The following is a 25,165-nucleotide window of genomic DNA, read 5'->3' as shown; positions in this document are numbered from 1 at the left end:
CCATGGCGGAACAAGAGCTCAAGGCCCTGCGCCTTCGTATCGATAGCTTGGATGAACGGATTCAGGAACTCATCAGTGAGCGCGCCCGCTGCGCTCAGGATGTGGCTCGCGTGAAAATGCAGTCGCTAGGTGAGGGTGAAAGTCCGGTTTTCTATCGACCGGAGCGCGAAGCGCAGGTGCTCAAGCGGGTAATGGAGCGTAACCAGGGCCCGTTGGGTAACGAGGACATGGCTCGTTTGTTTCGAGAGATCATGTCTTCGTGCCTTGCGCTTGAAGAGCCATTGAAGGTTGCCTATTTGGGGCCGGAAGGTACGTTTTCGCAGGCGGCTACGCTTAAGCATTTTGGTATGGCAGTAAAGACACGGCCAATGGCCGCTATCGACGAAGTCTTTCGTGAGGTGGCGGCTGGGGCCGTAAATTTTGGTGTGGTTCCTGTTGAGAACTCAACTGAAGGTGCCGTCAACCATACGCTTGATAGTTTCCTGGAGCATGATCTGGTTATCTGCGGCGAGGTGGAATTGCGTATCCACCATCATCTGCTTGTGGGTGAAACGACCAAGACAGATAGCATTTCGCGTGTTTACTCACACGCGCAATCCCTAGCTCAGTGCCGTAAATGGCTAGACGCGTATTTCCCTAACATCGAACGAATCGCAGTTTCGAGCAATGCCGAGGCTGCGAAGCGGGTTAAAAGTGAATGGAATAGTGCGGCGATAGCAGGGGATATGGCGGCTTCCCTGTATGGTTTGTCAAAGCTGCATGAGAAAATCGAGGATCGTCCAGATAACTCCACGCGGTTTTTGATTATCGGAAATCAGGAGGTCCCACCTAGCGGCGATGACAAGACGTCTGTGATCGTGTCGACTCGCAATAAGCCGGGCGCCTTGCATGATTTGTTAATGCCGTTTCATGCCAACAACATTGACCTGACGCGCATCGAAACACGTCCATCCCGCAGTGGTAAGTGGACCTATGTTTTCTTTATAGACTTCATCGGTCATCAGCATGATCCTCTCATCAAGGATGTGCTGGAAAAAATCAATGGCGATACGGTCGCTTTGAAAGTTTTAGGGTCGTATCCTAAAGCAGTGTTGTAACGCTCGAAAGCCACACCGTTAGGGTGTGGCTTTTTTATATTTGCTTCCTGTATCTGTAACGCATCCCGCATTATCAAAACTAATGACGCGTGAATGCTTCTTGCGCTGCGTTACATAGTAGTAGCGGGCGCGATTATTGTTCTCGATGATCCTGTCTGGCTTTCCCAGGGCGCTTTCGACATCCTCTTTCGTCATGCCCGCTATAACCTTTTTGTGGATGACCGCCGTTCTTCTTTCCGAGCCTGAAAGCACGTTTGGACAGGCTCCTTCCTTGGCTCCCACAACTGCTAGCTCATGGTAGGTAGGCAATTGATCCTTTGAGGGGGAAGGCGGGGATAACGGTTGTGTCAATATCGGTGTTTTGGGTCCGTTGCCGCCAGGCTTGGGGTTATCAGCGGTTTGGTGGGTGATCGTATCGCCTTTAAGGCAACCATTTGCGGAAAAGCTGATATGGCCGTCTTCGCTTACACACCGAAAGACGGTTGTGGCAGTAGCCGTATTTGAAAAAAACAACGTTGCCAAACATAGAAGTGTAACGGGATTACGGTACATAGCTGTCCTCCATGACATCTGTTCATAGCGTAGTGCGAGATGCGCCGTGCCGCTGTGATTGGCTCCGCAGATCAACGGTCAGGCATGAGCATTAGCTGCCAAATGATTGTTTTTAACTGTTTTACATCGCCGATGCAGCGCATGCAGTGCTATGATTCCGCTTGTCAGCCCCGCCGGGGCTCGTGGACCCTTTCCATGGACATACCCCGATCTAACAAACTTCGATCGCTGTTTCGTTTATTAAAGATTTGATTCCCGCAGCGCGCTCCGTTGCCGGGGATGGAGTGCGCTTATGAGTGAAGTGGAAGCAAGAAAGCCACAGGAAAGTCTGCAGGAACGACTGGCTCAAGTCGTTGAGCTGCTCCATCAGTATCGTTTCGTTGAAGGTCCCGCTCACGACGAACAGGTTGTGCAGCCTGATGAGGCGCTGCATGAAGAGGGGCTGTCCGAGCTCCGTCGCCGTCTGGATGAACTGCATCCGGCCGATATTGCTTTTATCCTTGAGGCGCTTCCACTTCATGAGCGTCTGACCGTCTGGAGCCTGGTTAAGACCGAGCGTGACGGCGACATCCTTCTTGAAGTCTCCGACTCTGTTCGTGAAACACTGATCGCCGACATGGATGATCAGGAAATCCTTGCAGTGGCAGGACAGCTGGATGCTGATGAGCTGGCCGACCTGGCGCCTGACCTGCCTCGAGATGTTGTACATGAGCTTATGGAGGCTTTGGACGCCCAGCAGCGTGAGCGGGTGCGCTCAGCGCTTTCATATGAAGAGGATCAGGTTGGCGCACTGATGGACTTCGAGATGGTGACTATCCGCGACGATGTCACGCTTGAGGTTGTTCTGCGGTATTTGCGTCGCTTGAAGGAGCTGCCAGGCCATACGGATAAGCTGTTTGTTGTCGATTATGACGGCATATTGAAGGGCGTGCTTCCTGTGAAGCGGCTTTTGGTCAATGACCCGGAAAAGCAAGTCGCTGAGGTAATGGCTAACGACCCGGTAGCGTTTCATCCTGATAATGATGCCTACGAGGCCGCTCAAGCGTTTGAACGTTACGATCTAATTTCTGCGCCTGTCGTTGACAAGAATGGCAAATTGATAGGTCGTCTCACTATCGATGAAATGGTGGACTTGATTCGCGAGGAAAGTGAATCTGAGGTCCTCAACATGGCGGGTCTTCGTGAAGACGAAGATGTTTTTGCTTCTGTTTGGAAGTCGGTCGGCAATCGTTGGACTTGGCTTGCTACGAATCTGGTAACGGCGTTTGTTGCATCTCGTGTAATCGGGCTTTTTGAAGGCAGCATTGAAAAGTTAGTAGCGCTGGCCGCCTTGATGCCTATCGTTGCAGGTATTGGCGGTAATTCGGGCAATCAGACGATCACTATGATTGTGCGTGCTATCGCGCTGGGTCAGCTCAATGCCAGCAGCACCATGAGATTGTTGAGGAAAGAGCTAGGTGTTGCGCTCTTCAATGGATTGATTTGGGGTGGGGTAATTGGCCTGATTGCCTATTACCTTTATAACAGTTGGTCGTTAGGGGTCGTCATGACGGCTGCCATGACATTGAATCTCTTGCTAGCCGCGTTCATGGGAGTATTGATTCCCATGACGTTACAACGGTTTGGGCGAGATCCCGCAATGGGGTCCAGCGTGCTGATTACAGCAATGACAGACAGCGGCGGCTTTTTCATCTTCCTTGGTCTTGCCACTATGTTCCTTCTGTAACTTCAAGCGAAAGGATCAGGGCGTATCCCTGATCCTTTAACAAATACTTTATTCCTGTGATGACTCGACGTCATTGGCAATCAGAGAGAGGAGAGCGTTTTGCTGGCGTCCAGAAAGTTGCCTGAAGCGCTGTAGCAGTTCCCGTTCATGAGCGCTTAGCTCTGGACTATCCATACGCATGCTCGGATCTGTATCGATAGCGCCTTCTTGAATGAGACTCTGCTCCAGTCGAGCAATGATTTCAGAATTCATGCTGCGATGATGGTTGCGTGCAACTTCGGCGATACGTTCGCGCATTCCTTCGGGAAGACGGACGACGAATTTGTCAGCTGTGCGACTGGAGTACGATCTAATTGCCTGAGTCATGAGTACATTCATCTAAGTGGTCAAGGACGATGCCAACAAGGCTTTCATGAAGCTTGGGACAGCATTTGTTATTTGCTCTCAACGCCATTACTTGCGTGAGCTTATTGGCGTCAATTTAGTGACAATTTTCAAAAAAAGCAAAGTGGCTTCTCTCTAAATCAATGCTAATGAGAAGCTTAGCAATGATTTCTGGGAATAGCGGTCTTTAACGCTAGGTTTTACATAACGCATGACAAAGCGCGCTCTTGTCGTTAACATTCTGCTCTCGCACGACGTCATTTGGTCCCAGTAGCTCAATTGGATAGAGCATCCCCCTCCTAAGGGGAAGGTTGTGAGTTCGAACCTCGCCTGGGACACCATAAAACTTGCAATACCTCACGCACTTCTACTCTTCACATCCTTGACTAACGCATAAACTGGGCTTTATGGTCTTTTATATTATTGCGCGTTAACGGTTGTCCTTTCATTTTTATGTCAACTATTAATATGACTTTTACCGTAAAGTGATATTAATAGTTAGTCGTCCTATAACCGATATATAAATATGTGATGGGGTTGGCAGGCTGAAGGGGAACCTTTGGTGGGCATGAGAATCTATCGCTGGCGCTAGTATTAAGGGGTAACAAGATTCCTTAATTATAGTTATGTTATTCCGGTGCTCATTGGGCTGAGCGTGTTGGCCTCGATAACGATTCGAACAAGCAGAGCCCAGCAATGAACTTGTTTTACAGGCACGGCCAATTGAGTTGGTTGTGATGGTTTGTTCGTTATGTCGCGCCCATTCTTAATGAAGCCGCAATATTAAAGTTTATCTAGACAGCTTTGCTGAATATGGATCAACCCACTTGGGCTCTCTGAGAGGAAGCGTGAATGTCTTATTATCCCGTTCTGTTATCAATCGTCTTTGTTGTCCGTAATCAGTCTAGGGAGCTTGCAGAGTCATTGACTAATGCGGCGAGTATTATCGCCTCACTAGTGAGTGACTATGAGTTGATCATTGTTGACAACGCCTCTACCGATGACAGTGTAGCCATGTTGAAAGGGTTAACCAGCGAGAAGGGTTTGCCGAATCTTCAGGTGTATGCTCTGACCAAAGAGGTCGATACGGACACCGCTTGCTGGGTGGGTTTGGAAAATGCACTTGGCGATTATGTAGCCGTCATTGATCCACTGACGGACGATGTCGGGTTCTTGCCTGCAATGCTGGAAAAGGCAGCGGAAGGAAGTGATGTCGTATTTGCGGCCAATTCTCAAAAGCCTAAGCGTACCTTAGCCTATAAGGCCTGTTTCTCCAGCTTTAACTCTTTGTACAAGCGTCTAGGCGGCATCGACCTTGCAAACGATGCCCCTCAGTATCGCCTGTTGAGCAAGCGCGTAGTTAATTTTATTCTGCAACACCCTGTTCCTGCTTTGACCTATCGTCATTTGCCGGCAACAGCGGGCTTTGCTCAGACCAAGTTGACCTATAGCTCTACGCCCAAAGCGCCTCAGAACAAGCGTCTGGGAGACAGTATCGAGCGGGGAATCCGTCTTCTGATCTCCACAACGCGTGCCCCTATGCGACTGGTCAACATGCTTTGCATGTTTGGTGCTGCAGCGAACCTTATCTACTCGGCATACGTCATCGCGGTTGGACTTCTCAAGTCGGATGTTGCGCCAGGTTGGGTAACGCTATCCCTGCAACAGTCAGGCATGTTCTTTCTTTTGTCCCTCGTGCTGCTGGTATTGGGCGAATACATCCTGCAGGTGGCTACCCGTACCAATGAAGGGCCGGCATACCATGTTGCTCAGGAGTTTACGAGCGCCATCATGACGCGACGCGAGAAACTCAACATTGAGGTCGTCAGTGACCCACAGCCGTCTACCCTGACTGCTGCTGCCTCTAATATGGCTTAAGGCATACATACATCATGCAGGATGCTATTGTCATTGGTGGCGGTTTCTACGGATCCATGATTGCCTTGTATTTGATGAAAGTACGAGGTTTCAAGGCTGTGACGTTGATTGAGCGAGAGGCGACTCTGCTCAATCGTGCGTCTTATAACAATCAGGCCCGTGTGCATAACGGCTATCATTATCCGCGTAGTTTCACGACTGCCTTCAGAAGTCGCGTCAACTTACCCCGCTTTATAAAAGATTATCCTGACGCTGTAGTCACAAACTTCACAAAGCTCTACGCCATAGCCCGTAATAACTCGAAAGTTACTGCCAAGCAGTTCGAGCGGTTTTGTCATGAAATCGGTGCAAAGCTTGAACCTGTACCTGCGTCAATGGAAAAGCTCTTTGAGCCACGGCTTATTGAGGCTGTTTATCTAACGGAAGAGTACGCGTTCAATTCTAGAGAATTGGCAGGAGAGGCGAGGCGCGAACTCGATGAAGTTGGAGTCGAGGTATTACTTAATACCAGGGTGAAATCTATTCATCGGCAGGGCAGTGACACGCTTTCGGTCACTTATGAGCAGGATGGAAAATCGGTAGAGCGCTCCACTCGGTTCATTTTTAACTGCACCTATAGTGGTCTGAATCAGTTTTCCGGCGACTTTCCGGGTACTCAGACCAAGTTGAAGCATGAGCTGACAGAAATGGCCTTGGTTGAGATGCCGGATGCGCTTAAAGGTCTAGGCGTTACGGTGATGGATGGGCCTTTCTTCTCCATGATGCCTTTCCCTGCGAGAGGGCTGCATACGCTATCCCATGTGCGATACACGCCGCATATGCAGTGGAACGACTCACCGGATCTCGATCCCTATCATCGCCTTGAGCACTATCACCGCGACACACGCGTTGATCGCATGATTCGAGATGTGGCGCGATACATGGCCCCTGTCGCCAATGTTCAGTACAGGGACTCGCTTTTTGAAGTCAAGACCATCCTCGTTAAGAACGAAGGGGATGACGGTCGTCCCATCCTTTTTGAGCAACACGCTCAACTGCCCAATTGTTACTCGGTTCTAGGCGGAAAAATCGATAACATTTTTGATGTTCTGGAGAAGCTAGATGCCGAACCCATCCACTGATGCAACAAGTTTTGCGGATGTTACCCCGGCTCGGACGGCCCGCTGGCTGGGAATTATTGCTCTACTCGCGTTTGCTTTCGTCAGTCATTTCACGCTAGGTCCAGGCAATATTGTCGATCCTTTCCATCAAGGAGAGTTTTTTGCCACTTTGCCTAACATGTTGCATGGCCAGGCAGGTGAGCATGCTTTTACTATTCATGGTGCACTCGATTATTTACCTGCCTGGATCGCCACTCACTTCAGCGGGCCGGATAATAACTTTCTCTATACCCAGGTTGCCTACGCACTGTGCAACCTAGGTGCGGCTTGGCTGTTTTACTTGATAGCGTCTTTATTCATTGAGCGTGGCGCTAGATATGAGTTGCTGACACTCGTTGCAGTGGCGGTGGTAGCCAGTCAACTGGTTGGTTACCGTGACCTGTGCTTGCTGCTTTCGATCTATTTATTCCTGCTGTGTTTGCGAGCCAATCGCTCCTCCGATTTTTTTGTTAAAGCGACTCTCTTGGGTATTGCTGCAGCATTCAACATGTTTTGGTCTTATGACCGGGGCATTACCGGATTTGGGGCGATAGGGTTGGGCGTGCTTCTGGCCAGCTTTTACGATCGCCGTTTCATCTATGCCATGGCCATCTTTGTTGGGACATTTCTTGTACTGTCCCTGATGACTGAGGTGTTTTCCCTTAGCGATTATCTACGGAACTTCGACTTTCTACTCAGTACATCCTCGCAATGGACGTATCACAGTCCACGCTTCATCATTCAGAGCGCGCTACTGACCGTACCGACAGTGCTGGCCTATTATGCACTGTTCAAAGCGCTGCCTAAGCCGTTCCATTTCGGCTCTGCGTTTGCCATTGCTGGAATGCTGGCTGTCCTGATGTTGGTTTTGTACAAGATCGCGACCAACCGTGCAGATTTCATCCATGTTCCAATGGGTATGTGGGCGCCTCTGCTCAGTTTCCTCTTTGCTTATGACCAGCTGCGTAAGACGGGCCGAAAGCAGGAATTTGTGCTGCTGAAAAAGCCCGTAGCCGTGGCGGTGGTTGGGTCTATGCTGCTTCTAGGGCTGATTGGTAAGAACCCGATGCCCTTTTTTGCAGTTCTGCTGGGTTTGGTACTCATTAACAGCAACCGCAAGCCCTTGGGGTATGTAGCCCTGGTAGGTCTCTCGGGGTTGCTGGCTGCCTTTACACTTTACAAATCGCCAGTCCCCAATGTTCTTGTAAACGGCTACAAGTGGCTACCCAATATGGCGTCGCCCCCTGAGAACTCTCTGCTGGTCTCTGACGGTGCGCGTTGGGCGGCCAGCCAGATCAAGGGGTCAGGATCGCAGTGTGTGTTTGATCTTTCCAATAACGGAATTATCAATGGCGTGACAGGTTTGCCCGCGTGTACGAAATACATTTATCCGGTGTATGCCACGCGCGTGTATGAGCAAGACATGATTTCGGATCTGAAAAAGTCAGACCCCTCTGTCGTGGTCTACTCCACAACGTTCTGGTCGTTCAATATCAACGACATATCAATGCACGACAAATTTCCTGAGCTCAAAAAGTATCTGGATGAAAGGTATCCGTACGAAAAGTGCGAGTCGGAATATTGTCTTCGTTTTAAAAATACTCAGGGGTGATAGGAATGAGTTTGCCAGACGCGCTTATAGGATATAGCGGCTTTGTCGGTTCGACATTGCTCAAGCAAAAAGACTTTGAGGGCCAGTTTCGCTCGACCAACATCTCTGAGGTAGGCGAAAAGGCTTATCACACGCTTGTATGCGCCGGTGCCCCCGCTCAGAAATGGATTGCGAATAAGGACCCCGAGGCTGACCGAGAGAAAATCGACGGTTTGATCGAACACTTGAAGCAGGTTAAATGCGAGACATTTGTTCTTATCAGTACTGTTGATGTATTCGGCTCGCCCGTTGGAGTCAATGAAGAAACGCCTGTTGTTGAAGAGGGCCTGCATGCGTATGGCTTGAATCGCAGACGCCTTGAGAAATTCGTAGAAAGTCATTTCCCCAATTACCTGATTGTTCGTTTGCCAGGTCTAGTCGGACCAGGACTTCGCAAGAACGTTATTTTTGACTTCCTGAACGATAATAATCTTTCGGTCATCGATAGCCGTGGGGTATTCCAGTTCTATCCCATGGTCAATCTCTGGTATGACATCCAGACTGCCCTGAAGGCTAATCTCAAACTGGTGCATTTTACTTCGGAGCCTGTCAGCGTCGCTGATATCGCTCGCTATGGCTTTGGCTTCGAGTTCACTAATGAATTAAGCAACACTCCAGCTTCGTATGATTTCCAATCCCTCCATGCTGAGGAGTTTGGCGGTGGTGCCGGCTATCAGTACAGCAAGCGTGAGACGCTTCAGGCAGTAAGGGCATATGCACAGTCCGAGCCGTTGAAAGCGAAGACTGCTTCGGAGGCTCATTGATGCGAGTCGCCATTTCCAACATCGCTTGGGATGTTTCCAATGACGAAGAAGTAGCGCAGCTGCTTTCCCGTTACGATGTAGATGCAGTCGATATAGCGCCCGGTAAATACTTTCCGCAGCCCAAGGATGCGACTGACGCAGAGATCCGGGCGGTCAAGCAGTGGTGGCAGTCCCGTGGTGTTTCGCTAACAGGTATGCAGTCCCTGTTATTCGGAACTACTGGATTAAATGTTTTTGGCTCCGCTGAGTCACAGCAGGCAATGCTGGATCACTTGGATGCCGTCTGCCGTATTGCGGCAGGCCTGGGCTCTACGCGTTTGGTATTTGGCTCTCCCAAGAACCGTGATCGCTCTGCAATTGCGGATGAACAGGTAGATAGCGTAGCTATCCCTTTCTTCCGCCGCTTGGGTGATATTGCTGCTCGTCATGGTGTGCTGATATGCCTGGAGCCAAATCCCACCTGTTATGGCGCTAACTTCATGGTCAATAGTGTAGAGACTGCTCGTGTAGTTGAGGCAGTTGATCATGACTCTATCCGGATGCAACTCGATACTGGCGCCTTGGCGATCAATGACGAAAATCCTGAAGAGATCATTGCCCGCTTTGCACCTTTCATTGGGCATGTACATGCCAGTGAACCCAATCTGATTACGTTGGGTGATGGCAGTTCGAAGCATGCGCAGGTTGCCCAGGCATTGGCACAACACCTTCCCGATCATGTCGTGACTATCGAGATGCTCCCTGCCAGGGAAGAGTCGAACATGGCATCTATCGAAAGAGCACTGGGCGTTGCTACACGGCTCTATCGAGATGGTGTGCAAGCAGGGGTAATGGCATGAAGTGGATGATCCTCATACTGGGCATCCTGTCCAATGCATCTGCCAGTGTCCTTGTAAAGATGGCCATGATGCCACCAAGAAAGTTTCCAAGTCTTTCCGATCCTATGGGAGCGTTAAGCAACTGGCCATTCTGGCTTGGACTTTTTCTTTATGGATTGGCGTTTCTGCTGTATGCCGCTGCGCTTGCACGTTTGCCGCTGAATGTGGCGCATCCCGTTTTGACCGCTGGTGCCATAGCAACCGTGGCGATCATGTCGGCAGCGATATTCAAAGAACCTTTCCCATGGACGACCATTACCGGGATCATCATGGTAATCGCCGGTGTTGCGCTGATTACGGCCCGTGTAAGCTCATAATGTAGACATGACTATGACAGCAGATATTTCCGAACACATACGCACTTCCTGGCAAGTGCCTGCGTATGAAAAAACGATGTGGTTGGGCAAGCAGCACGCCACATGCATCATCATTCCCGTTATCAATGAAGGAAGCCGTATTGTCAGTTTGCTGACTCGGATGAAGGATCTGAACGTTGATCAAGCGTCGGATGTAATCATTATCGATGGCGGCAGCACAGACGGCTCATTGGAGCTGGAGCGCCTCAAGTCCAAGGGTGTTAGAGGCCTGTTGCTCAAAAAGGGACCTGGTAAGCTAAGTGCTCAGTTGCGTTGTGCCTACGCCTTTGCATTAGAGCAGGGCTACGAGGGCATCGTGACGATTGACGGGAACGACAAGGATGATCCTGAGGCTATCCCGCGGTTCATCAAGGCGTTGGAGGAGGGGGCAGACTTCGTGCAGGCGTCGCGCTTCCTGCAAGGCGGTGTTGCTGAAAACACGCCAAAGTCCCGTGATTTCGCTATTCGCTTCATTCATGCGCCTATGCTGAGCATGGCATCAGGCTTTCACTGGACCGATACGACCCAGGGGTTCCGGGCCTATAGTCGCAAAATGCTGTTGGATCCGCGCGTCGCTCCATTCCGTGATGTGTTCATGACCTATGAGCTGTTGGCTTACCTGTCCTATCGAGTGCCCAAGCTGGGTTATCGTTGTGTAGAGCTGCCTACCATCCGCCGCTACCCTAAAGGTGAAGTGCCCACCAAGATCAGTAGCGTGAGAGGAAATCTCTCTGTTCTTCAAGTTCTCTTCAAGGCGTGTACGGGACAGTACAACCCTTGAGGGACTATAAACACGGCGGCTTAGGCCGCCGTGTTTGTTTCGGCTAAAAATCCCTCCTGACTCGACCGAACTCTTGGGCTTGCTGCCCATCGAAGGGGTACATCAACGTCAAGGCAACAGGCCTTCGTGTCAAACGCATAAGAATCTGTCTTCGAAGCGCATTGTGCTGCCTTCGTAAGGAGCTGTAATGGGACGTACGTTATCTGCCTTCCGAGCGCTTTATGCTGCTACGTTGCTCATGCTGATCGGCTCAGGCCTGCTTAGCACCTATATGGCACTAAGGCTTGCGTCCGAGGAAGTTCCAGGGGCCTGGATCGGTGCATTGACAGGTGCTCAATACCTGGGTCTGGTGTTGGGAGGCAAGGTAGGGCATCGGCTTATTGCGCGTGTAGGGCATATAAGGGCTTACGTTGCTTGTGCGGGAATCGTAACTGCTGCAGTTCTGGGAACCGGAATATTGCCCTTTCTGCCCGTGTGGCTGCTGCTGCGTATGCTGGTAGGGATGGGCATGATGTGCCAGTACATGGTGTTGGAAAGCTGGTTGAATGAGCAAGCTGAGCCCAACCAGAGAGGCAAGGTATTCTCGGGGTATATGACGGCTTCCTACTTTGGTCTGGTTCTAGGGCAAGGTGTACTGATTGCCTGGCCTGAGCTCGGTAGCGAAAAGCTTATGCTGGTTGCGCTCTGTTTTGCGCTCTGTCTGGTGCCTGTTGCGATCACTGCGAAGATCCACCCGGCCCCGATGAGTCCGGCTCCTCTTGATCCTGGATTTTTCTTCAAACGAATCCCCCAATCGTTAACAACAACTGTAGTGAGTGGCCTCGCTATCGGTTCGTTTTATGGTCTTGCGCCTGTTTACGCCGCGGCCCAAGGGCTGCCAACCGAGCGAGTCGGCTTATTCATGGGGGTTTGTATTTTCGCAGGGCTGCTGGCTCAATGGCCTATTGGTTGGCTTTCCGACCGCCATGATCGTAGTTGGCTGATCAATAAGGTTGCGCTTGTTCTGGTGGTGGCTGCACTACCGCTGGCGTTATTGCCCAAGGTCCCCTTATTACTGCTGCTCGCTCTTGGCTTTGCAGTCAGCATGTTGCTTTTTGTGCTTTATCCTCTAGCCGTTGCGCTTTCCAATGACCATGTGGAAGGGGAGCGACGGGTATCCCTTACCGCCATGCTCCTTGCCACCTTTGGCGTGGGGGCCTGTATCGGTCCGCTATTAGTGGGTGCCTTGATGAATTGGTTCGGCGCCAACATGTTGTACGCGTCCATTGGTGTGTGCGGGTTGATTCTGGTGTGGCGTATCAGGCCACAGGACGTAAAAGGCTTGCACCGTGTCGACGAGGCCCCGCTGCAACACGTGCCTATGCCGGATAGCCTGGCCAGCTCACCTTTGGTTGCGGCACTGGACCCGCGAGTAGATGAGCAGGTAGTCCATGATCAGATGCAGAATGCAGAGACGGTGGCAACTCCAGCGGAGGCTGCAGATGAAGAGACTTCCTCATCTGCAGTGCAGGCTATGGCTGAAGAGAGCAATCCTATACCTGAGGATGAGCCCAAGCGTTAGTCTATCCGCCGTGTTTCGCGTTGAAGTTGATAGACGAAGCGTTCGACCTGACGTTGAGTTAGGCCCGACATGCGATAGAAGCGCAGGCCTACCTCGGTACAATCTAGCCTTTCGTTATAAGAAACGTGGCGGACTTCTACTGTTGAGCTAAGGGCGCTGCCAGGGAGGGCTACGGAAAATTTTTCCAGTAGCTCACCAGGAGACACCATGGACGTTGCATTCTTGGCGATACGGATCTTGCAGCCGGTCGCCGAGATGTCCAGGAGCGAACCTTTCAGGAATTTTTTACTGGGAAGGTCTGAGAGCTCGGCTGTTGGCTGGCGATTAAGCTGAAGGCGGACCCGAAAAGCATTTCGGCGCTGGTGATAGCTTACTTCCTTCGGGAGTGGAAACCAGTAGCAGCGGCTGTCGTTCAGCTCGCTCAAATTGCCTGGAACGTCGTACTCCCAAGTGATTTGCACGCCTTCATGGGAGCTGTCGATGCGAAAACGCTCTCCCTGAAGCAGTAGCCGTTCCCCCTCGGTAGGGATGAGTTCATCCAGCGCGATCAAGCCTTGTTCGGTATTGATGTCGATCAGAAAGCTCTGGAACTGTCTGTTACGTTCCAGAAAGGTTACGCGGAGTGGACTACGGGTTTCCACCAACGGTTTTAGGTATGCAGCTATCTCAATAGGTGTTTTGAGCAGCTTGGGTGGCTGAGGACCCTGCACATCATTAAATGCGTTGGACACGCCCTGTCTCCATTTCTTGACAAATAAATAAAGAATGGCCGGGATCGTTTAATCCCAGCCATTGTTTCAACAATTCATACCTGACTTAACGGGCGTTGGTAACTCGAGCGGGGCAGATGGCCGCGTCTGTTGTACAGACTGGGCACAGGAGGACCCTGCAAAATTTCGAGCATGCTGGCCACAGTATACTGGTTGGCCTTGATGATCTGGCCATTCCGGTTATTGGCTTCCTTGCACTGCTCAATAACGGTCGTGAGCTGGTCTGCCGCCTCGATCAACTGATCGTCCTGCTCGAAACGTTCGGCATAGGCTAACAGGCCTTCACGGCTCAAGGGTAACCCCAGGCGCTGCAATTGTGCAGAGCGCAAGTGATTATGCTGATCCAGTTGAACCAGGAGTGGCTGCTTTTCATCCAGCAACAGGCCAAGCAAATCGAACTTGCGATTTACCAGGGCTTCGTGTTCTAACTCGATCAGTTCCAGTAACCTTGTAGCGATGTTCAAATCGCTAAGGGTTAGCTCAAGCAAGCTGGCGTTGTGCATACGATCTACACTCGTGCGTCATATTTCCAACGCTGCGTCGCTTAGCGCTGGGATTCAAAATCAAGCAGTTTGGAAGCTACGCGCTGGCTATCGACTTTATAGCTGCCATCAGCAATGGCCTGCTTCAGGCGATTAACACGCTCGCTATCAACCACCGGCTCTTGGCGAATCTTTTCGACAGCCTTCTGAAGCGTTTGGGCTTCATCGCTCAGCTTTACATTTTCGCCTGCTGGCTGGGTTGGGGATACGGCAGCTGCCTTGGCAACTTCACTGGTTTTGTTAGTTGCATTGGTCGCTGCAGGTCCAGTAGTCCGGCTAGTGCTGGCGGTGCTGGAAGTGCTGTTCGTTCTGTTGAAATCAATAACCATGATGGAGAACCTCGGACAGTTTCGGTCGCATGCCCAGCTTTTCGGCTTAGCCCAAAAAAACTTTAGGCTAAATTTTGTGCTCCGTTTGGCAAAAAGCTAATGGGTCAGTATAAACCATCTGTTAGAGGCCATGGTGGCTGTTTGGCTTACATGGCGACCTCAACCATTCCCGGGCCAGTCACGCGCGCTTTAATGACGCGCTTGGAATTCAGATTCTTGACGCGAATCTGTTCTCCCTGGGCTCCATCAACCAACGCCTCTCCCTGCATTCTTACAGTAAAGCCTCCCGATCCCGCACTAATAACAACCTGATCGCCCTTGCGCACCACTTCGGCTGCCTGGAGAAAGGAGGGAGCTAATATTTGATCTGCTACTACCTGCCGCTTGAGTTTCTGACCCATCACTAGATCGATATCCGTCAGATAACCTTGAGGCAATTTTCCGACGTCTCGCTCCAGTAGAGCTACATTCTGCGGATCTATAATCGTATCGCGCAGCAATGGGCGGGTAGTGACTACGACATTTCGATACAGGCGAACCTCCGCAGGAATGTAGACGGTCCAAGGGGTACTTCCTTCGCATCGAACACGTACCGAAACACGGCCTAGCGGTGCTTCAAGGCCCTGCTGTGCAACGGTTAACGGTCGATCGCAAGCCGACAGACGTAAACGTGGGTCCAAGTCTTTCACCTGAACCTCGTGTCGACCCTCGGCATGACTCTCGATCAAATATTCCTGAACGCGCTCCTCAAGAAATCCTTGAGCCGCGCCGATAAGTTCTTCAGGCAGGGTTAGCTCGGCAGCTGCATAGGTCTGGTTTGCAGAGCAGAACCCTACAAGCGTTATCAGTAATGAGATGTGGCGTCTGTTCATGCGTCGAGAAACTGTCTTCGGCGGTTCATGAACCTACCTAAGCAATCCCTGTGCCGTCTTCTGTCATCCGATAGGCCGGCCTTTTCAGGAGTTCACAAATGGCTGGCGTATTAGATGCAGTCAACCAGCGTACTCAGTTGGTCGGGCAGAATCGGCTGGAACTGCTGTTGTTCCGTTTGGACGGCCCGCAGCTTTATGGAATCAACGTCTTCAAGGTAAGGGAGGTGCTGCAGTGCCCCAAACTTACCGTGATGCCGAAATCCAGTGCTGTCGTACGTGGCGTTGCAAGTATTCGTGGTGGCACCTTTCCGATCATGGACCTGGCGCTGGCAACGGGTCGCCGTGGTCTGGATGATCTGACGAACAGCTTCGTCATCATTACAGAATACAACACCAAGGTTCAGGGCTTCCTGGTGCGCTCCGTCGAGCGAATCATCAATATGAACTGGGATATGATCCAACCGCCACCCAAGGGAACCGGTCGTGATCATTACCTGACGGCTGTTACGCGTGTCGATAATCAGCTGGTTGAAATTATCGACGTGGAAAAAATCCTTTCAGAAGTAGCGCCTTCGGTCGAAACCATTTCGGAAGGTGTTATTGACACGGTTGTTCAGGCAAAAGCCGTTACCAAGCATGTGCTGATCGTCGATGACTCGTCTGTGGCACGTAAGCAGGTGAGCCGCTGTCTGGGAACCGTTGGAGTGGAAGTAACTGCGCTCAATGACGGACGTCAGGCGCTGAATTTCCTGAAGGACATGGTCGATAATGGTGAAAAGCCGGAGCGGGAGTTGCTCATGCTGATCTCTGATATCGAGATGCCTGAAATGGACGGCTATACTTTGACGGCAGAAATCCGTAACGACCCCCGGATGAGCAACCTCCATATCCTTCTTCATACCTCGCTGTCTGGTGTATTCAACCAGGCTATGGTTAAGAAGGTTGGAGCTAATGATTTCCTCGCTAAATTCCGCCCCGATGATCTTGCGTCCCGGGTTATTGAGCGTATCAAGGCAGCCGATGAAGGCTGAGATGATCAACGCTCTTCTTTTCTGATTCAGGAGCAGAACGGAAGTGTCAGCAGTTAATGCAGATTTTATGCAGTTCCGTGTCTTTCTTGAAAAGACGTGTGGAATCCTGCTTGGTGATAATAAACAGTATCTGGTTTCCAGCCGCCTCAACAAACTGATGGAGGCGGAAGGAATCAAGTCGTTGGGAGAGCTGGTGCAGCGTATCCAGACCCAGCCACGCAGCGGACTCAAGGAGAAGGTCGTCGATGCGATGACGACCAATGAAACCCTATGGTTTCGTGACACCTACCCGTTTGAGGTTCTGAAAAATCGCCTGTTACCGGAGTTGACCAAAGCCAACCCTGGACAGCGACTGCGTATCTGGTCGGCAGCCTGCTCGTCGGGCCAGGAGCCTTACTCGCTATCGATGACTATAGACGAGTTTGAGCGTAGCAGCCCAGGCCAACTACGCAGCGGTGTCCAGATCGTGGCAACAGATTTGTCCGGTGTAATTTTGACAGCGGCTAAATCGGGTGAGTATGACTCACTGGCAATCGGGCGTGGCCTTTCCCAGGAAAGACTGCAACGTAATTTTGACGTGGTTCCGCCGAATCGGTGGTCAGTAAAGCCCGCTATTAAAAGCCGCGTTGAATTCAGAGCGCTCAATCTGTTGGACAGTTATGCCAGCCTGGGCAAGTTCGACATGGTCTTTTGCCGCAACGTGCTGATTTATTTCTCGGCTGATGTGAAGAAAGATATCCTGACGCGTATTCACGGCACGCTCAAACCGGGAGGCTACCTGTTCCTGGGGGCGTCGGAAGCCTTGAACGGGCTGCCGGAACTCTATCAGATGGTCCAGTGTAATCCTGGCATCATTTACAAAGCGAAATAAGCCAAAGGCCCGACATGTCGGGCCTTTTCTTTTCCTGTCTTGCCATCCTTCCTGTCAAAGTTTTGCCGTCATCCTTGCCGCTTGCCCCTTCAAATACGGAAAAACCTTGCCGCTTTTGGCGCCGTAGCGCGCCTTATTTTTTTAAACCATTGATATTTAAGGGTTTTAATAGTTGGCATGTGCATTGCTAAAGGGAGATAGCCCTTCTGGCAATAGGTTCATGACCATGAGTATCAGTTTCGATAAAGCATTGGGTATCCATCAGCAGGCGTTGAATTTCCGTTCTCAACGTGCCGAAGTGTTGGGCAACAACATTGCTAACGCCGACACGCCTGGATACAAGGCGCGCGATCTGGATTTCTCGGCCGTTCTGGCAGAGCAAGCCAACAAGTCGTCGCATAGCAAATTCAACCTTGATACGACCAACACTCGTCATATCGAGGCTGAAGGTTTCGGTGATCTGTCAGCGGATGCTGCGATGCGCTATCGCATACCCACTCAGCCTTCGCTGGATCAGAACACTGTAGATGAGCAAGTAGAGCAAGCCAATTACGCAGAAAACTCTGTGCAGTTCCAAGCCAGCTTCACGTTGCTTAACAACAAATTCAAAGGGCTCATGTCTGCCCTTCGTGGAGAGTAACCATGTCCCTGAGTAATGTATTCAACATTGCTGGTACAGGTATGAGCGCACAGACCACGCGCCTGAATACCATCGCCAGTAACATTGCTAACGCCGAAACCGTTTCGTCCAGCGTGGATGAGACCTACCGTGCCCGTCACCCTGTGTTCGCAACCATGTTGAACCAGGCGCAGAACGGTGGCAGCGCTTCTCTGTTCGATGAGCAGGGCGAAGCTGGAACGGGTGTGCAGGTACTGGGCATCGTTGAAGACCAAAGCAATCTTGAGGCCCGTTACGAGCCCAATCATCCGGCTGCTGATAAAGACGGTTATGTGTACTACCCGAACGTCAATGTCGTGGAAGAGATGGCGGACATGATTTCGGCAAGCCGTGCATTTCAGACCAACGCTGACATCATGAACACTGCCAAGCAGATGATGCAGAAAGTCTTGACGTTAGGTCAGTAAGCGGAGATCACGCATGTCCACTATCAATACGAATACCAATAACGCAGGCGTTGCAGCATCGGCATTGACAAGTCTTACGAGCACTTCGTCAAAGGATGCTACTGCGTCTACCGATAAGAAAGGCAGTCTGGGAAAGGATGACTTTCTGCAGCTGCTGGTCACTCAGCTCAACAACCAGAACCCGCTAAGCCCTCAGGACAATAGTGAGTTCGTTGCTCAGTTGGCGCAGTTCAGTAGTGTTGAAAGCCTGCAGAACCTGAACTCTGCGGTTAACGGCATCGCAGGTACCTATCAGTCTTCGCAAGCGCTGCAGGCGTCGTCACTGGTGGGACGCTCCGTGATCGCCCAAACGGGGTCGTCCATGGTGGACACCTCGAAAAGTTTCAATGGCTCGCTGGTCATGCCGGCGGCCGGTAAGGATGTCACTGTCGGCGTGTACGACAGTGCAGGTTCGCTGGTCAAGACCATCGACCTGGGCGTAGCCAAGGCAGGCACTACCGATTTCATCTGGGATGGTACAGATGCGAAAGGTAATAAAGTTGATGCGGGAATTTATAGCTTCAAGGCATCTGCCGATATCGATGAAACGCGGCAAGCCCTGACTACTTATCTGCCGGCCACCGTCAATAGCGTAACGCTGGGACAGGATGGCGGTGAAATGCAACTTAACCTGGCTGGGCTGGGCAGCGTGACGCTGTCGCAAGTTCAGATGATTGGTCAGTAAGCCGGCAGTCCGGCAGAGGAAAGAATTATGTCATTCAATGTTGGTCTGAGCGGTCTGAAAGCAGCAAGCACTCACTTGAACGTTACCGGTAATAACATTGCCAACGTAGGCAGCACCGGCTTCAAGGCATCCCGTGCCGAATTTGCCGATATCTATGCAACGTCGATGTTTGGTGTAGGCAATAACACCACAGGCAGCGGCGTCTTGACTGCCAATATTTCCCAGCAGTTCACGCAGGGCACAATCAGCAAGACCGGCAATAGCCTGGACATGGCCATTAACGGTAATGGCTTTTACATCATGAGCAACAACGGTACGGAGACCTATACTCGTAACGGTACGTTCAGCACGGATAAAGAAGGCTATATCGTTGACAATTCGGGCAACCGTCTCCAGGGCTATCGCGCTGATGTCGATGGTAATATTGTGCCCGGCGCGGTGACTGACCTTGTAGTCGATACGACCAACCAGCTGCCTAAAGCCACGACTGCCGTAGCACAGACGCTGACATTGAACTCAAGCTCGACGGTACCGACGTCCACTACATTCGATCCTAATCTAGCTTCTAGCTACAACTGGTCTACCTCAGTCAGTGTGTTCGATACTCAAGGTAACGAGCACAACATGATGCAGTACTTCGTCAAGAATGATACAAACCAGTGGACCATGTATGTAACGGTTGACGGTCGTAACCCTGCAGATCCGACCTCAACCACACCGTATTCAGCGAACGTTAATTTTGACGCTGCCGGTCGTATGAGCTCAATTGCGTCGAATGACTTCCAGGTCGACGCAAACAACGTGCTGACCATGAACAACTGGGTGCCTGCTGCTGTTAAAGACAGCAAGGCTGATCCGGTCGTTTGGGGGGCCAATGGCGCGGCTGCCAACGGTGCTGGCGTTACTCTGGATATCACCAAAGTCACCCAGACTAACAGCAGCTCTGCGGTTACCAAGGTAACCCAGGATGGCTATACCACGGGTCAACTGTCGGGCCTCTCCGTAGATGCCAGCGGCACGTTGTTCGCCAACTACACTAACGGTCAGTCAAAGAACATTGGTCAGACTGTTCTGGCTACTTTCGCCAACATGCAGGGCCTGCGTCCGGTAGGTAACACTAACTGGATCCAGACTGTTGCGTCCGGCGAGCCCGTTCGTGGTACTCCGGGTTCAGGTGTGATTGGTACGATCGAGTCCGGCTCATTGGAAGATTCCAACGTGGATCTGACGGCGCAGCTGGTAGACCTAATCGTTGCTCAGCGCAACTATCAGGCTAACGCCAAGACCATCGAAACTGAGAACGCCATTTCCCAGACGATCATTCAGATTCGTTAATTAGGGGAAGGATGGGTTTGCCGCTAGCGGCAACAATATTCCGGCGCTCTGACAAGAAGGCCTCATTCGAGGCCTTTTTCTTTTTAAATCAACTGCTTAACTAATTTAAATAATATGGCACAGGCCTTGCTATAGATCCTGCATCGAAGCAATTCGCTGCAAAAAACCGTCGCTAGAGGATTCTATGGACAAGTTGCTTTACGTCGCTATGAGCGGTGCCAGCCAGAATGAAATGGCACAGCGTGCCCACGCCAACAACTTGGCGAACGTTTCCACTTCAGGATTCCGTAAGGATCTTGAGCAAGCACGCTCGATGCAGGTATTTGGTGATACTCATCCTTCACGCGTTTATGCCATGAGCGAGCGTCCGGCAACGGACTTTACGCCTGGCTCGCTTCAAGAGACCGGACGGAACCTGGATATCGCTATCGAGGGTAACGGCATGATTGCTGTCCAGGCGCCAGATGGTAGCGAGGCGTATGTGCGTACCGCCAGCCTTCAGATTGATGCATTGGGTCAGCTGCGTACTAGCGGCGGCTTCCCGGTCATTGGCAATGGCGGACCTATTGCGGTGCCTCCGCAAGCCAAGGTGGAAATCGGTCAGGACGGCACAATCAGTATTCAGGCGCTAGGTGAGAGTCCTCGCGTACTGGCCGAGGTTGACCGCATCAAGCTGGTTAACCCTGATACCAAGCAAATGGAAAAAGGTCTTGATGGCCTGATCCACACCAAGAACAACCAGCCTGCAGCGCCGGATGCCAATGTCCGTGTGGCTTCGGGATTCGTAGAAAGCAGCAACGTGAATGCTGCTGAAGAAATGACCTCTGTTCTTGCCCTGGCCCGTCAGTTCGAGTTGCACATCAAGATGATGCGTTCGGCTGAAGACAACTCGGCTGCGATGGCAAAGGTTTTGCAATCCTAATTACCAGTTTGCATGAAACGCCGTAAAGCCGGCGCTTGAGGAGAACGCAATTATGATGTCTGCATTGTGGGTCAGTAAAACAGGTCTGTCCGCTCAGGACATGAACCTGACCACTATTTCCAACAACCTGGCCAACGTCTCCACGACGGGCTTCAAGCGCGACCGTGCCGAGTTCCAGGATTTGCTGTATCAGGTACGTCGCCAGCCAGGCGCCCAGTCCACTCAGGACAGCCAGCTGCCGTCAGGTCTGCAACTGGGTACTGGTGTACGTATCGTAGGTACCCAGAAAAACTTTACCGAAGGTAGCCTACAAACCACGGATCAACCGTTGGACATGGCCATCAACGGTCGTGGTTTCTTCCAGGTTTCCATGCCGGACGGCACGATTGCCTATACCCGTGACGGTACCTTCCACCTGAACTCTGATGGTCAGGTCGTTACCGCCAATGGCTTCGCGCTGGAGCCAGCGATTGTTGTTCCTGCCGAGACCAGAACCTTTACTGTGGGCGAAGACGGTACGGTGTCGGTAACTACTGCTAACAATGCGGCGCCGCAGGTGATCGGCAACCTTCAGACGGCTGACTTTATCAACCCGGGCGGCCTGCAGGCTGTAGGCAACAACCTGTTCATGGAAACCGCTGCCAGTGGTGCTCCGCAGAACGGTACCCCTGGCTTGAATGGTCTTGGCACCGTCATGCAGCAGACATTGGAAAACTCCAACGTAAGCACCGTGGAAGAGTTAGTGAACATGATCACTACTCAGCGCGCTTACGAGATGAACTCCAAGGTCATCTCCACCGCTGACCAGATGCTTGGCTTCGTTACCCAGAACCTGTAATCGCTTTTATTCGCGAGGTCGTTGTTTGTATGAACCGCCTTCTTGCTCTTGTTCCCGCGCTTGGCGCTGTATTGCTGGTTGGCTGCGTAGCACCTGCTGCTCAGCCAAACGATCCGTATTACGCGCCGGTGCTGCCGCGCACGCCGATGCCGGCTGCGCAGAACAATGGCTCCATTTACCAGCCTGGGTTCGACCAGAATCTGTATACCGACCGCAAGGCGTTCCGCGTAGGTGACATCATTACCATCACGCTGGAAGAAAGGACTCAGGCGAGCAAGAACGCGAGTTCGGATATTTCCAAGGACAGCTCGGCCAATCTTGGGGTCAGCTCCCTGTTTGGCACCAAGGCGCAGATTGGCAACCCGCTTTCGGGTGGCAACCTGAACCTGGGCGCCCAGTTTGACGGTGCTCGAGAGAACAAGGGTGATGCCAAGGCTGCACAAGGCAACAGTCTGACGGGTTCTTTGACCGTGACGGTGGCAGATGTGATGCCCAACGGAGTATTGGCCGTCAGGGGTGAAAAATGGCTGACGCTCAACACAGGTAATGAGCTGATGCGCATTTCTGGACTGATTCGTGCAGACGATATCAGCACCAATAACACCGTGTCTTCCACTCGGGTAGCAGATGCACGGATTACCTATTCCGGTACCGGGGCATTTGCCGATGCCAGTCAGCCGGGTTGGTTGAGCCGATTCTTTACTAGTCCGCTATTTCCGTTCTGAGGCGTGAAATCATGTTGAAACATCTATGCGTTGCTTTCGCACTGGTACTGTCGGCAACGGCAGTCCAGGCAGAACGCCTCAAGGACATCGCCACGATTCAGGGCGTGCGGACCAACCAGTTGATTGGTTATGGCTTGGTTGTAGGCTTGAATGGTACAGGTGACCAGACGACTCAGACACCGTTTACCGTCCAGACCTTCAATAACATGATGGCGCAGTTCGGTATCAAGGTCCCCAACGGCGGAAACGTCCAGCTCAAGAACGTGGCCGCTGTATCCATTCATGCGGACCTGCCAGCGTTTGCCAAGCCAGGCCAGACGATCGACGTTACCATTTCGTCGATCGGTAATGCCAAGAGCCTGCGTGGCGGTAGCCTGTTGATGGCCCCGCTAAAAGGTATCGACGGTAATGTGTATGCCGTCGCGCAAGGCAACCTGGTTGTAGGTGGGTTTGACGCAGAAGGTAAGGACGGCTCGCGTATCACTGTCAACGTTCCGTCAGCAGGGCGTATCCCTGGCGGGGCCACCGTCGAGCGTCCGGTTCCGAGCGGCTTCGATCAAGGCAACTCGCTGACGCTGAACCTTAACCGTTCGGACTTTACAACCGCCAAACATATCGTTGACAAGATCAACGACCTGCTGGGTCCCGGTGTGGCAACGGCAGTAGATGGCGGCTCGGTTCGTGTGACGGCACCGCTCGATCCCAACCAGCGCGTGGACTACATCTCTGTGCTGGAAAACCTGGAAGTCAGCCCAGGCGAAGCAGTTGCCAAGGTCATTATCAACTCGCGTACCGGCACTATCGTCGTCGGGCAGAACGTAAAAGTTGCGCCTGCAGCTGTTACGCATGGCAGCCTGACGGTCACCATCAGTGAAGATCCCATTGTCAGTCAGCCCAATCCGCTCTCGGACGGCCAGACAGCAGTGGTGCCCAACTCGACAGTCAAGGCCAAGCAGGAAGCCAAGCCGATGTTCAGGTTTGGTCCTGGCACGACTCTTGATGAGATTGTACGGGCCGTCAACCAAGTTGGCGCAGCACCCAGTGATTTGATGGCGATCCTCGAGGCGCTTAAACAGGCTGGCGCCTTGCAGGCCGATCTGATTGTAATTTAACGGAGCAGTAGTCATGGACTCTCGTTTGGGCGGAACCTACAGCAGTAACGTCGATTCCGGCGCATACACCGACCTGAACCGCCTTGCCCAGATGAAGGGCAAGAACCGGGATAGTGAGGAAAACGTCAAGAAAGTGGCTCAGGAGTTCGAGTCGCTCTTCCTGAACCAGATGATGAAGTCCATGCGCTCGGCTAATGAAGTGCTGGCCGATAAGGACAGTCCGTTTCAGAGCGAAACGACCAAGCAATACCAGAGCATGTATGACCAGCAGATGGCCGTGTCGCTCTCGCGAGAGGGTGGTGGCCTTGGCTTAGCCTCTGTGCTTGAGCGTCAGCTCTCGAAGACGGGTCAGACCAGCCATCGTCCGAATCCATTTGCGCAGGTAGGGCAGGCAGCGGTGGCGCCGAAAAGTGAGGCTTCAGCGGCTGCCCAGCCTTCAACGCTTCGCTCCGATCACAAACTGGCCACTGTAGATCCTGCGCGTGATGACTCCAAGTTTCTCAATCAACGCCGCCTGGCGTTGCCTGGAAAGCTGGTTGATCGCGTCATGGCCGGTATTGTGCCGGATGTACAAAATCCGACCAGTCAAGTTGCCGGCACGGCTAACACTGCACTGTCAAAAAATGATTGGAAGCCTGCTCAAGCTCTGGCCGTTTCGGCCGATAAAGGTCTGAGTACGGGTGCCTCCCAAGAGATTAGTGGACGTCGGTATGCGCAACCACCCCTGGCCAGTAAGTCATCCTTCAGTAGCCGTGAGGACTTCGTTAACACGATGCTGCCAATGGCGAAGGAAGCGGCTGAGCGGATCGGCGTCGACCCGCGTTTTCTGGTAGCCCAGGCTGCACTTGAAACCGGCTGGGGCAAGTCCATCATCCAGCAGCAGGACGGCTCCAGTAGCCACAACCTGTTCGGCATCAAGGCTCATGGCTGGCAGGGTGGTTCGGCGCGTGCACTGACTACCGAATATGTGAACGGGCAGCCCGTTAAAGAGGTAGCCAAGTTCCGTGCATATGACTCGTACGCAGACAGCTTCCATGACTATGTGAGCTTTCTGCAGGACAACGATCGGTATCAGAAGGCGCTCAACAGCGGAGGCGATTCAGAGAAGTTCATGAAAGGACTCCAGCAAGCCGGCTACGCCACTGACCCGAACTATGCACGCAAGGTAACGCAAATTGCTCAAGGCATTGGTACTTACCAGAACATTGCCTCGAATAGCTCAACTACGATTCGTTCATAAG

27 protein-coding genes and 1 tRNA gene are annotated in these 25,165 nt (G+C 52.0%); 22 read left to right on the top strand and 6 right to left on the bottom strand.

The features are described from left to right. The first annotated feature begins 2 nt into the window (after positions 1–2). Positions 3–1,097 carry a prephenate dehydratase gene (gene pheA, locus JQR86_RS11790; RefSeq protein ID WP_010797857.1) on the top strand — a complete coding sequence of 365 codons (1,095 nt, stop codon included), beginning with the start codon at positions 3–5 and terminating at the stop codon, positions 1,095–1,097. Positions 1,098–1,115: 18 nt separating this feature from the next. Here pheA and bamE read toward each other — a convergent pair whose 3' ends face one another. Beyond that, positions 1,116–1,649 (bottom strand): outer membrane protein assembly factor BamE domain-containing protein, encoded by a 534-nt coding sequence (bamE, locus tag JQR86_RS11785; protein WP_289929081.1) that lies wholly within the window; start codon positions 1,647–1,649, stop codon positions 1,116–1,118. A gap of 292 nt (positions 1,650–1,941) precedes the next feature. Here bamE and mgtE point away from each other — a divergent pair, with 292 nt between their 5' ends. Then, a complete protein-coding gene (mgtE, locus tag JQR86_RS11780; RefSeq protein ID WP_010797859.1) occupies positions 1,942–3,375 on the top strand; it encodes a magnesium transporter in 1,434 nt (477 codons plus the stop codon). Positions 3,376–3,423: 48 nt separating this feature from the next. Here the strand turns inward: mgtE and JQR86_RS11775 are convergent, their stop codons facing one another. Continuing rightward, the gene (locus JQR86_RS11775; protein WP_010797860.1) at positions 3,424–3,741 is read right to left on the bottom strand and encodes an Arc family DNA-binding protein; all 318 of its coding nucleotides are present in this window, start codon (positions 3,739–3,741) and stop codon (positions 3,424–3,426) included. Between the two features lie 282 nt (positions 3,742–4,023). Between JQR86_RS11775 and JQR86_RS11770 the strand changes: the two genes are divergently transcribed. The 9 genes from JQR86_RS11770 (at position 4,024) to JQR86_RS11730 (ending at position 12,767) form a co-directional block, all read left to right on the top strand. Further along, positions 4,024–4,100, top strand: a tRNA-Arg gene (locus JQR86_RS11770). Between the two features lie 511 nt (positions 4,101–4,611). Next, positions 4,612–5,637 carry a glycosyltransferase gene (locus JQR86_RS11765; RefSeq protein WP_197873228.1) on the top strand — a complete coding sequence of 342 codons (1,026 nt, stop codon included), beginning with the start codon at positions 4,612–4,614 and terminating at the stop codon, positions 5,635–5,637. A gap of 14 nt (positions 5,638–5,651) precedes the next feature. After that, a complete protein-coding gene (locus JQR86_RS11760) occupies positions 5,652–6,758 on the top strand; it encodes an FAD-dependent oxidoreductase (RefSeq protein ID WP_010797862.1) in 1,107 nt (368 codons plus the stop codon). Beyond that, entirely contained in the window at positions 6,739–8,388 is a 1,650-nt protein-coding gene (locus JQR86_RS11755; protein WP_434153635.1) for a hypothetical protein, read from the top strand. The genes JQR86_RS11760 and JQR86_RS11755 overlap by 20 nt, the downstream gene beginning before the upstream one ends. A 5-nt stretch (positions 8,389–8,393) precedes the next feature. Continuing rightward, a complete protein-coding gene (locus JQR86_RS11750) occupies positions 8,394–9,191 on the top strand; it encodes an NAD(P)-dependent oxidoreductase (RefSeq protein ID WP_010797864.1) in 798 nt (265 codons plus the stop codon). Then, a complete protein-coding gene (locus JQR86_RS11745; RefSeq protein ID WP_286788228.1) occupies positions 9,191–10,030 on the top strand; it encodes a sugar phosphate isomerase/epimerase family protein in 840 nt (279 codons plus the stop codon). The genes JQR86_RS11750 and JQR86_RS11745 overlap by 1 nt, the downstream gene beginning before the upstream one ends. Next, entirely contained in the window at positions 10,027–10,386 is a 360-nt protein-coding gene (locus tag JQR86_RS11740; protein WP_010797866.1) for an EamA family transporter, read from the top strand. Before JQR86_RS11745 ends, JQR86_RS11740 begins: the two co-directional genes overlap by 4 nt. 7 nt (positions 10,387–10,393) lie before the next feature. Further along, complete coding sequence (locus tag JQR86_RS11735; RefSeq protein WP_230382325.1) at positions 10,394–11,206, top strand: glycosyltransferase family 2 protein; 813 nt, start codon at positions 10,394–10,396, stop codon at positions 11,204–11,206. Positions 11,207–11,393: 187 nt separating this feature from the next. After that, positions 11,394–12,767 carry an MFS transporter gene (locus JQR86_RS11730; protein ID WP_407363152.1) on the top strand — a complete coding sequence of 458 codons (1,374 nt, stop codon included), beginning with the start codon at positions 11,394–11,396 and terminating at the stop codon, positions 12,765–12,767. Here JQR86_RS11730 and JQR86_RS11725 read toward each other — a convergent pair. The 4 genes from JQR86_RS11725 to flgA form a co-directional block, all read right to left on the bottom strand. Next, the gene (locus JQR86_RS11725; protein WP_407363153.1) at positions 12,764–13,498 is read right to left on the bottom strand and encodes a flagellar brake protein; all 735 of its coding nucleotides are present in this window, start codon (positions 13,496–13,498) and stop codon (positions 12,764–12,766) included. The two genes, JQR86_RS11730 and JQR86_RS11725, sit on opposite strands and share 4 nt — an antisense overlap. A 74-nt stretch (positions 13,499–13,572) precedes the next feature. Beyond that, complete coding sequence (locus JQR86_RS11720) at positions 13,573–14,040, bottom strand: flagella synthesis protein FlgN (RefSeq protein WP_010797870.1); 468 nt, start codon at positions 14,038–14,040, stop codon at positions 13,573–13,575. 41 nt (positions 14,041–14,081) lie between these two features. Continuing rightward, positions 14,082–14,408 carry a flagellar biosynthesis anti-sigma factor FlgM gene (gene flgM, locus JQR86_RS11715; RefSeq protein ID WP_010797871.1) on the bottom strand — a complete coding sequence of 109 codons (327 nt, stop codon included), beginning with the start codon at positions 14,406–14,408 and terminating at the stop codon, positions 14,082–14,084. A 146-nt stretch (positions 14,409–14,554) separates the two neighbouring features. After that, positions 14,555–15,280, bottom strand: coding sequence for a flagellar basal body P-ring formation chaperone FlgA (gene flgA, locus JQR86_RS11710; RefSeq protein ID WP_407363154.1), 726 nt, complete (start codon positions 15,278–15,280; stop codon positions 14,555–14,557). A gap of 98 nt (positions 15,281–15,378) precedes the next feature. Here flgA and JQR86_RS11705 point away from each other — a divergent pair, with 98 nt between their 5' ends. The 11 genes from JQR86_RS11705 (at position 15,379) to flgJ (ending at position 25,164) form a co-directional block, all read left to right on the top strand. Beyond that, positions 15,379–16,311: a chemotaxis protein CheV gene (locus tag JQR86_RS11705; RefSeq protein ID WP_010797873.1), complete on the top strand. Its 933-nt coding sequence runs from the start codon at positions 15,379–15,381 to the stop codon at positions 16,309–16,311. 43 nt (positions 16,312–16,354) lie between these two features. Beyond that, positions 16,355–17,182 carry a protein-glutamate O-methyltransferase CheR gene (cheR, locus tag JQR86_RS11700; RefSeq protein ID WP_010797874.1) on the top strand — a complete coding sequence of 276 codons (828 nt, stop codon included), beginning with the start codon at positions 16,355–16,357 and terminating at the stop codon, positions 17,180–17,182. A gap of 226 nt (positions 17,183–17,408) precedes the next feature. After that, positions 17,409–17,822, top strand: a complete 414-nt coding sequence (gene flgB, locus JQR86_RS11695) for a flagellar basal body rod protein FlgB (protein WP_026003857.1) — start codon at positions 17,409–17,411, stop codon at positions 17,820–17,822. Positions 17,823–17,824: 2 nt separating this feature from the next. Next, the gene (flgC, locus tag JQR86_RS11690; RefSeq protein ID WP_010797876.1) at positions 17,825–18,268 is read left to right on the top strand and encodes a flagellar basal body rod protein FlgC; all 444 of its coding nucleotides are present in this window, start codon (positions 17,825–17,827) and stop codon (positions 18,266–18,268) included. 13 nt (positions 18,269–18,281) lie between these two features. Further along, entirely contained in the window at positions 18,282–18,992 is a 711-nt protein-coding gene (locus tag JQR86_RS11685; protein WP_010797877.1) for a flagellar hook assembly protein FlgD, read from the top strand. A gap of 27 nt (positions 18,993–19,019) precedes the next feature. Next, positions 19,020–20,327 carry a flagellar hook protein FlgE gene (flgE, locus tag JQR86_RS11680; RefSeq protein WP_150347662.1) on the top strand — a complete coding sequence of 436 codons (1,308 nt, stop codon included), beginning with the start codon at positions 19,020–19,022 and terminating at the stop codon, positions 20,325–20,327. 184 nt (positions 20,328–20,511) lie between these two features. After that, positions 20,512–21,249, top strand: coding sequence for a flagellar basal-body rod protein FlgF (flgF, locus tag JQR86_RS11675; protein ID WP_010797879.1), 738 nt, complete (start codon positions 20,512–20,514; stop codon positions 21,247–21,249). Between the two features lie 52 nt (positions 21,250–21,301). After that, positions 21,302–22,087 carry a flagellar basal-body rod protein FlgG gene (gene flgG, locus JQR86_RS11670; RefSeq protein ID WP_010797880.1) on the top strand — a complete coding sequence of 262 codons (786 nt, stop codon included), beginning with the start codon at positions 21,302–21,304 and terminating at the stop codon, positions 22,085–22,087. A gap of 29 nt (positions 22,088–22,116) precedes the next feature. Next, positions 22,117–22,812, top strand: a complete 696-nt coding sequence (gene flgH, locus JQR86_RS11665) for a flagellar basal body L-ring protein FlgH (protein WP_010797881.1) — start codon at positions 22,117–22,119, stop codon at positions 22,810–22,812. An 11-nt stretch (positions 22,813–22,823) separates the two neighbouring features. Further along, a complete protein-coding gene (locus tag JQR86_RS11660) occupies positions 22,824–23,924 on the top strand; it encodes a flagellar basal body P-ring protein FlgI (protein WP_010797882.1) in 1,101 nt (366 codons plus the stop codon). A 13-nt stretch (positions 23,925–23,937) separates the two neighbouring features. Next, entirely contained in the window at positions 23,938–25,164 is a 1,227-nt protein-coding gene (gene flgJ / locus JQR86_RS11655; RefSeq protein WP_434153634.1) for a flagellar assembly peptidoglycan hydrolase FlgJ, read from the top strand. Position 25,165 lies beyond the last annotated feature (1 nt).

Source organism: Pseudomonas sp. JZ134 (assembly GCF_051027695.1).
Lineage (GTDB): Bacteria > Pseudomonadota > Gammaproteobacteria > Pseudomonadales > Pseudomonadaceae > Chryseomonas > Chryseomonas luteola.
This window is presented reverse-complemented; position numbering and strand designations above follow the sequence as displayed.

Bases quoted from the DNA above. Each gene is read 5' to 3' on its own strand.
- JQR86_RS11775 (WP_010797860.1), bottom strand. From the start codon at position 3,741: ATGACTCAGGCAATTAGATCGTACTCCAGTCGCACAGCTGACAAATTC.
- mgtE (WP_010797859.1), top strand. From the start codon at position 1,942: ATGAGTGAAGTGGAAGCAAGAAAGCCACAGGAAAGTCTGCAGGAACGA.
- flgH (WP_010797881.1), top strand. From the start codon at position 22,117: ATGAACCGCCTTCTTGCTCTTGTTCCCGCGCTTGGCGCTGTATTGCTG.
- JQR86_RS11730 (WP_407363152.1), top strand. From the start codon at position 11,394: ATGGGACGTACGTTATCTGCCTTCCGAGCGCTTTATGCTGCTACGTTG.
- JQR86_RS11685 (WP_010797877.1), top strand. From the start codon at position 18,282: ATGTCCACTATCAATACGAATACCAATAACGCAGGCGTTGCAGCATCG.
- JQR86_RS11750 (WP_010797864.1), top strand. From the start codon at position 8,394: ATGAGTTTGCCAGACGCGCTTATAGGATATAGCGGCTTTGTCGGTTCG.
- flgC (WP_010797876.1), top strand. From the start codon at position 17,825: ATGTCCCTGAGTAATGTATTCAACATTGCTGGTACAGGTATGAGCGCA.
- bamE (WP_289929081.1), bottom strand. From the start codon at position 1,649: ATGTACCGTAATCCCGTTACACTTCTATGTTTGGCAACGTTGTTTTTT.
- JQR86_RS11705 (WP_010797873.1), top strand. From the start codon at position 15,379: ATGGCTGGCGTATTAGATGCAGTCAACCAGCGTACTCAGTTGGTCGGG.
- flgG (WP_010797880.1), top strand. From the start codon at position 21,302: ATGATGTCTGCATTGTGGGTCAGTAAAACAGGTCTGTCCGCTCAGGAC.
- JQR86_RS11740 (WP_010797866.1), top strand. From the start codon at position 10,027: ATGAAGTGGATGATCCTCATACTGGGCATCCTGTCCAATGCATCTGCC.
- JQR86_RS11755 (WP_434153635.1), top strand. From the start codon at position 6,739: ATGCCGAACCCATCCACTGATGCAACAAGTTTTGCGGATGTTACCCCG.
- pheA (WP_010797857.1), top strand. From the start codon at position 3: ATGGCGGAACAAGAGCTCAAGGCCCTGCGCCTTCGTATCGATAGCTTG.
- JQR86_RS11660 (WP_010797882.1), top strand. From the start codon at position 22,824: ATGTTGAAACATCTATGCGTTGCTTTCGCACTGGTACTGTCGGCAACG.
- JQR86_RS11720 (WP_010797870.1), bottom strand. From the start codon at position 14,040: ATGCACAACGCCAGCTTGCTTGAGCTAACCCTTAGCGATTTGAACATC.
- flgA (WP_407363154.1), bottom strand. From the start codon at position 15,280: ATGAACAGACGCCACATCTCATTACTGATAACGCTTGTAGGGTTCTGC.
- flgM (WP_010797871.1), bottom strand. From the start codon at position 14,408: ATGGTTATTGATTTCAACAGAACGAACAGCACTTCCAGCACCGCCAGC.
- JQR86_RS11760 (WP_010797862.1), top strand. From the start codon at position 5,652: ATGCAGGATGCTATTGTCATTGGTGGCGGTTTCTACGGATCCATGATT.
- flgF (WP_010797879.1), top strand. From the start codon at position 20,512: ATGGACAAGTTGCTTTACGTCGCTATGAGCGGTGCCAGCCAGAATGAA.
- flgJ (WP_434153634.1), top strand. From the start codon at position 23,938: ATGGACTCTCGTTTGGGCGGAACCTACAGCAGTAACGTCGATTCCGGC.
- JQR86_RS11765 (WP_197873228.1), top strand. From the start codon at position 4,612: ATGTCTTATTATCCCGTTCTGTTATCAATCGTCTTTGTTGTCCGTAAT.
- flgB (WP_026003857.1), top strand. From the start codon at position 17,409: ATGAGTATCAGTTTCGATAAAGCATTGGGTATCCATCAGCAGGCGTTG.
- JQR86_RS11735 (WP_230382325.1), top strand. From the start codon at position 10,394: ATGACTATGACAGCAGATATTTCCGAACACATACGCACTTCCTGGCAA.
- JQR86_RS11745 (WP_286788228.1), top strand. From the start codon at position 9,191: ATGCGAGTCGCCATTTCCAACATCGCTTGGGATGTTTCCAATGACGAA.
- flgE (WP_150347662.1), top strand. From the start codon at position 19,020: ATGTCATTCAATGTTGGTCTGAGCGGTCTGAAAGCAGCAAGCACTCAC.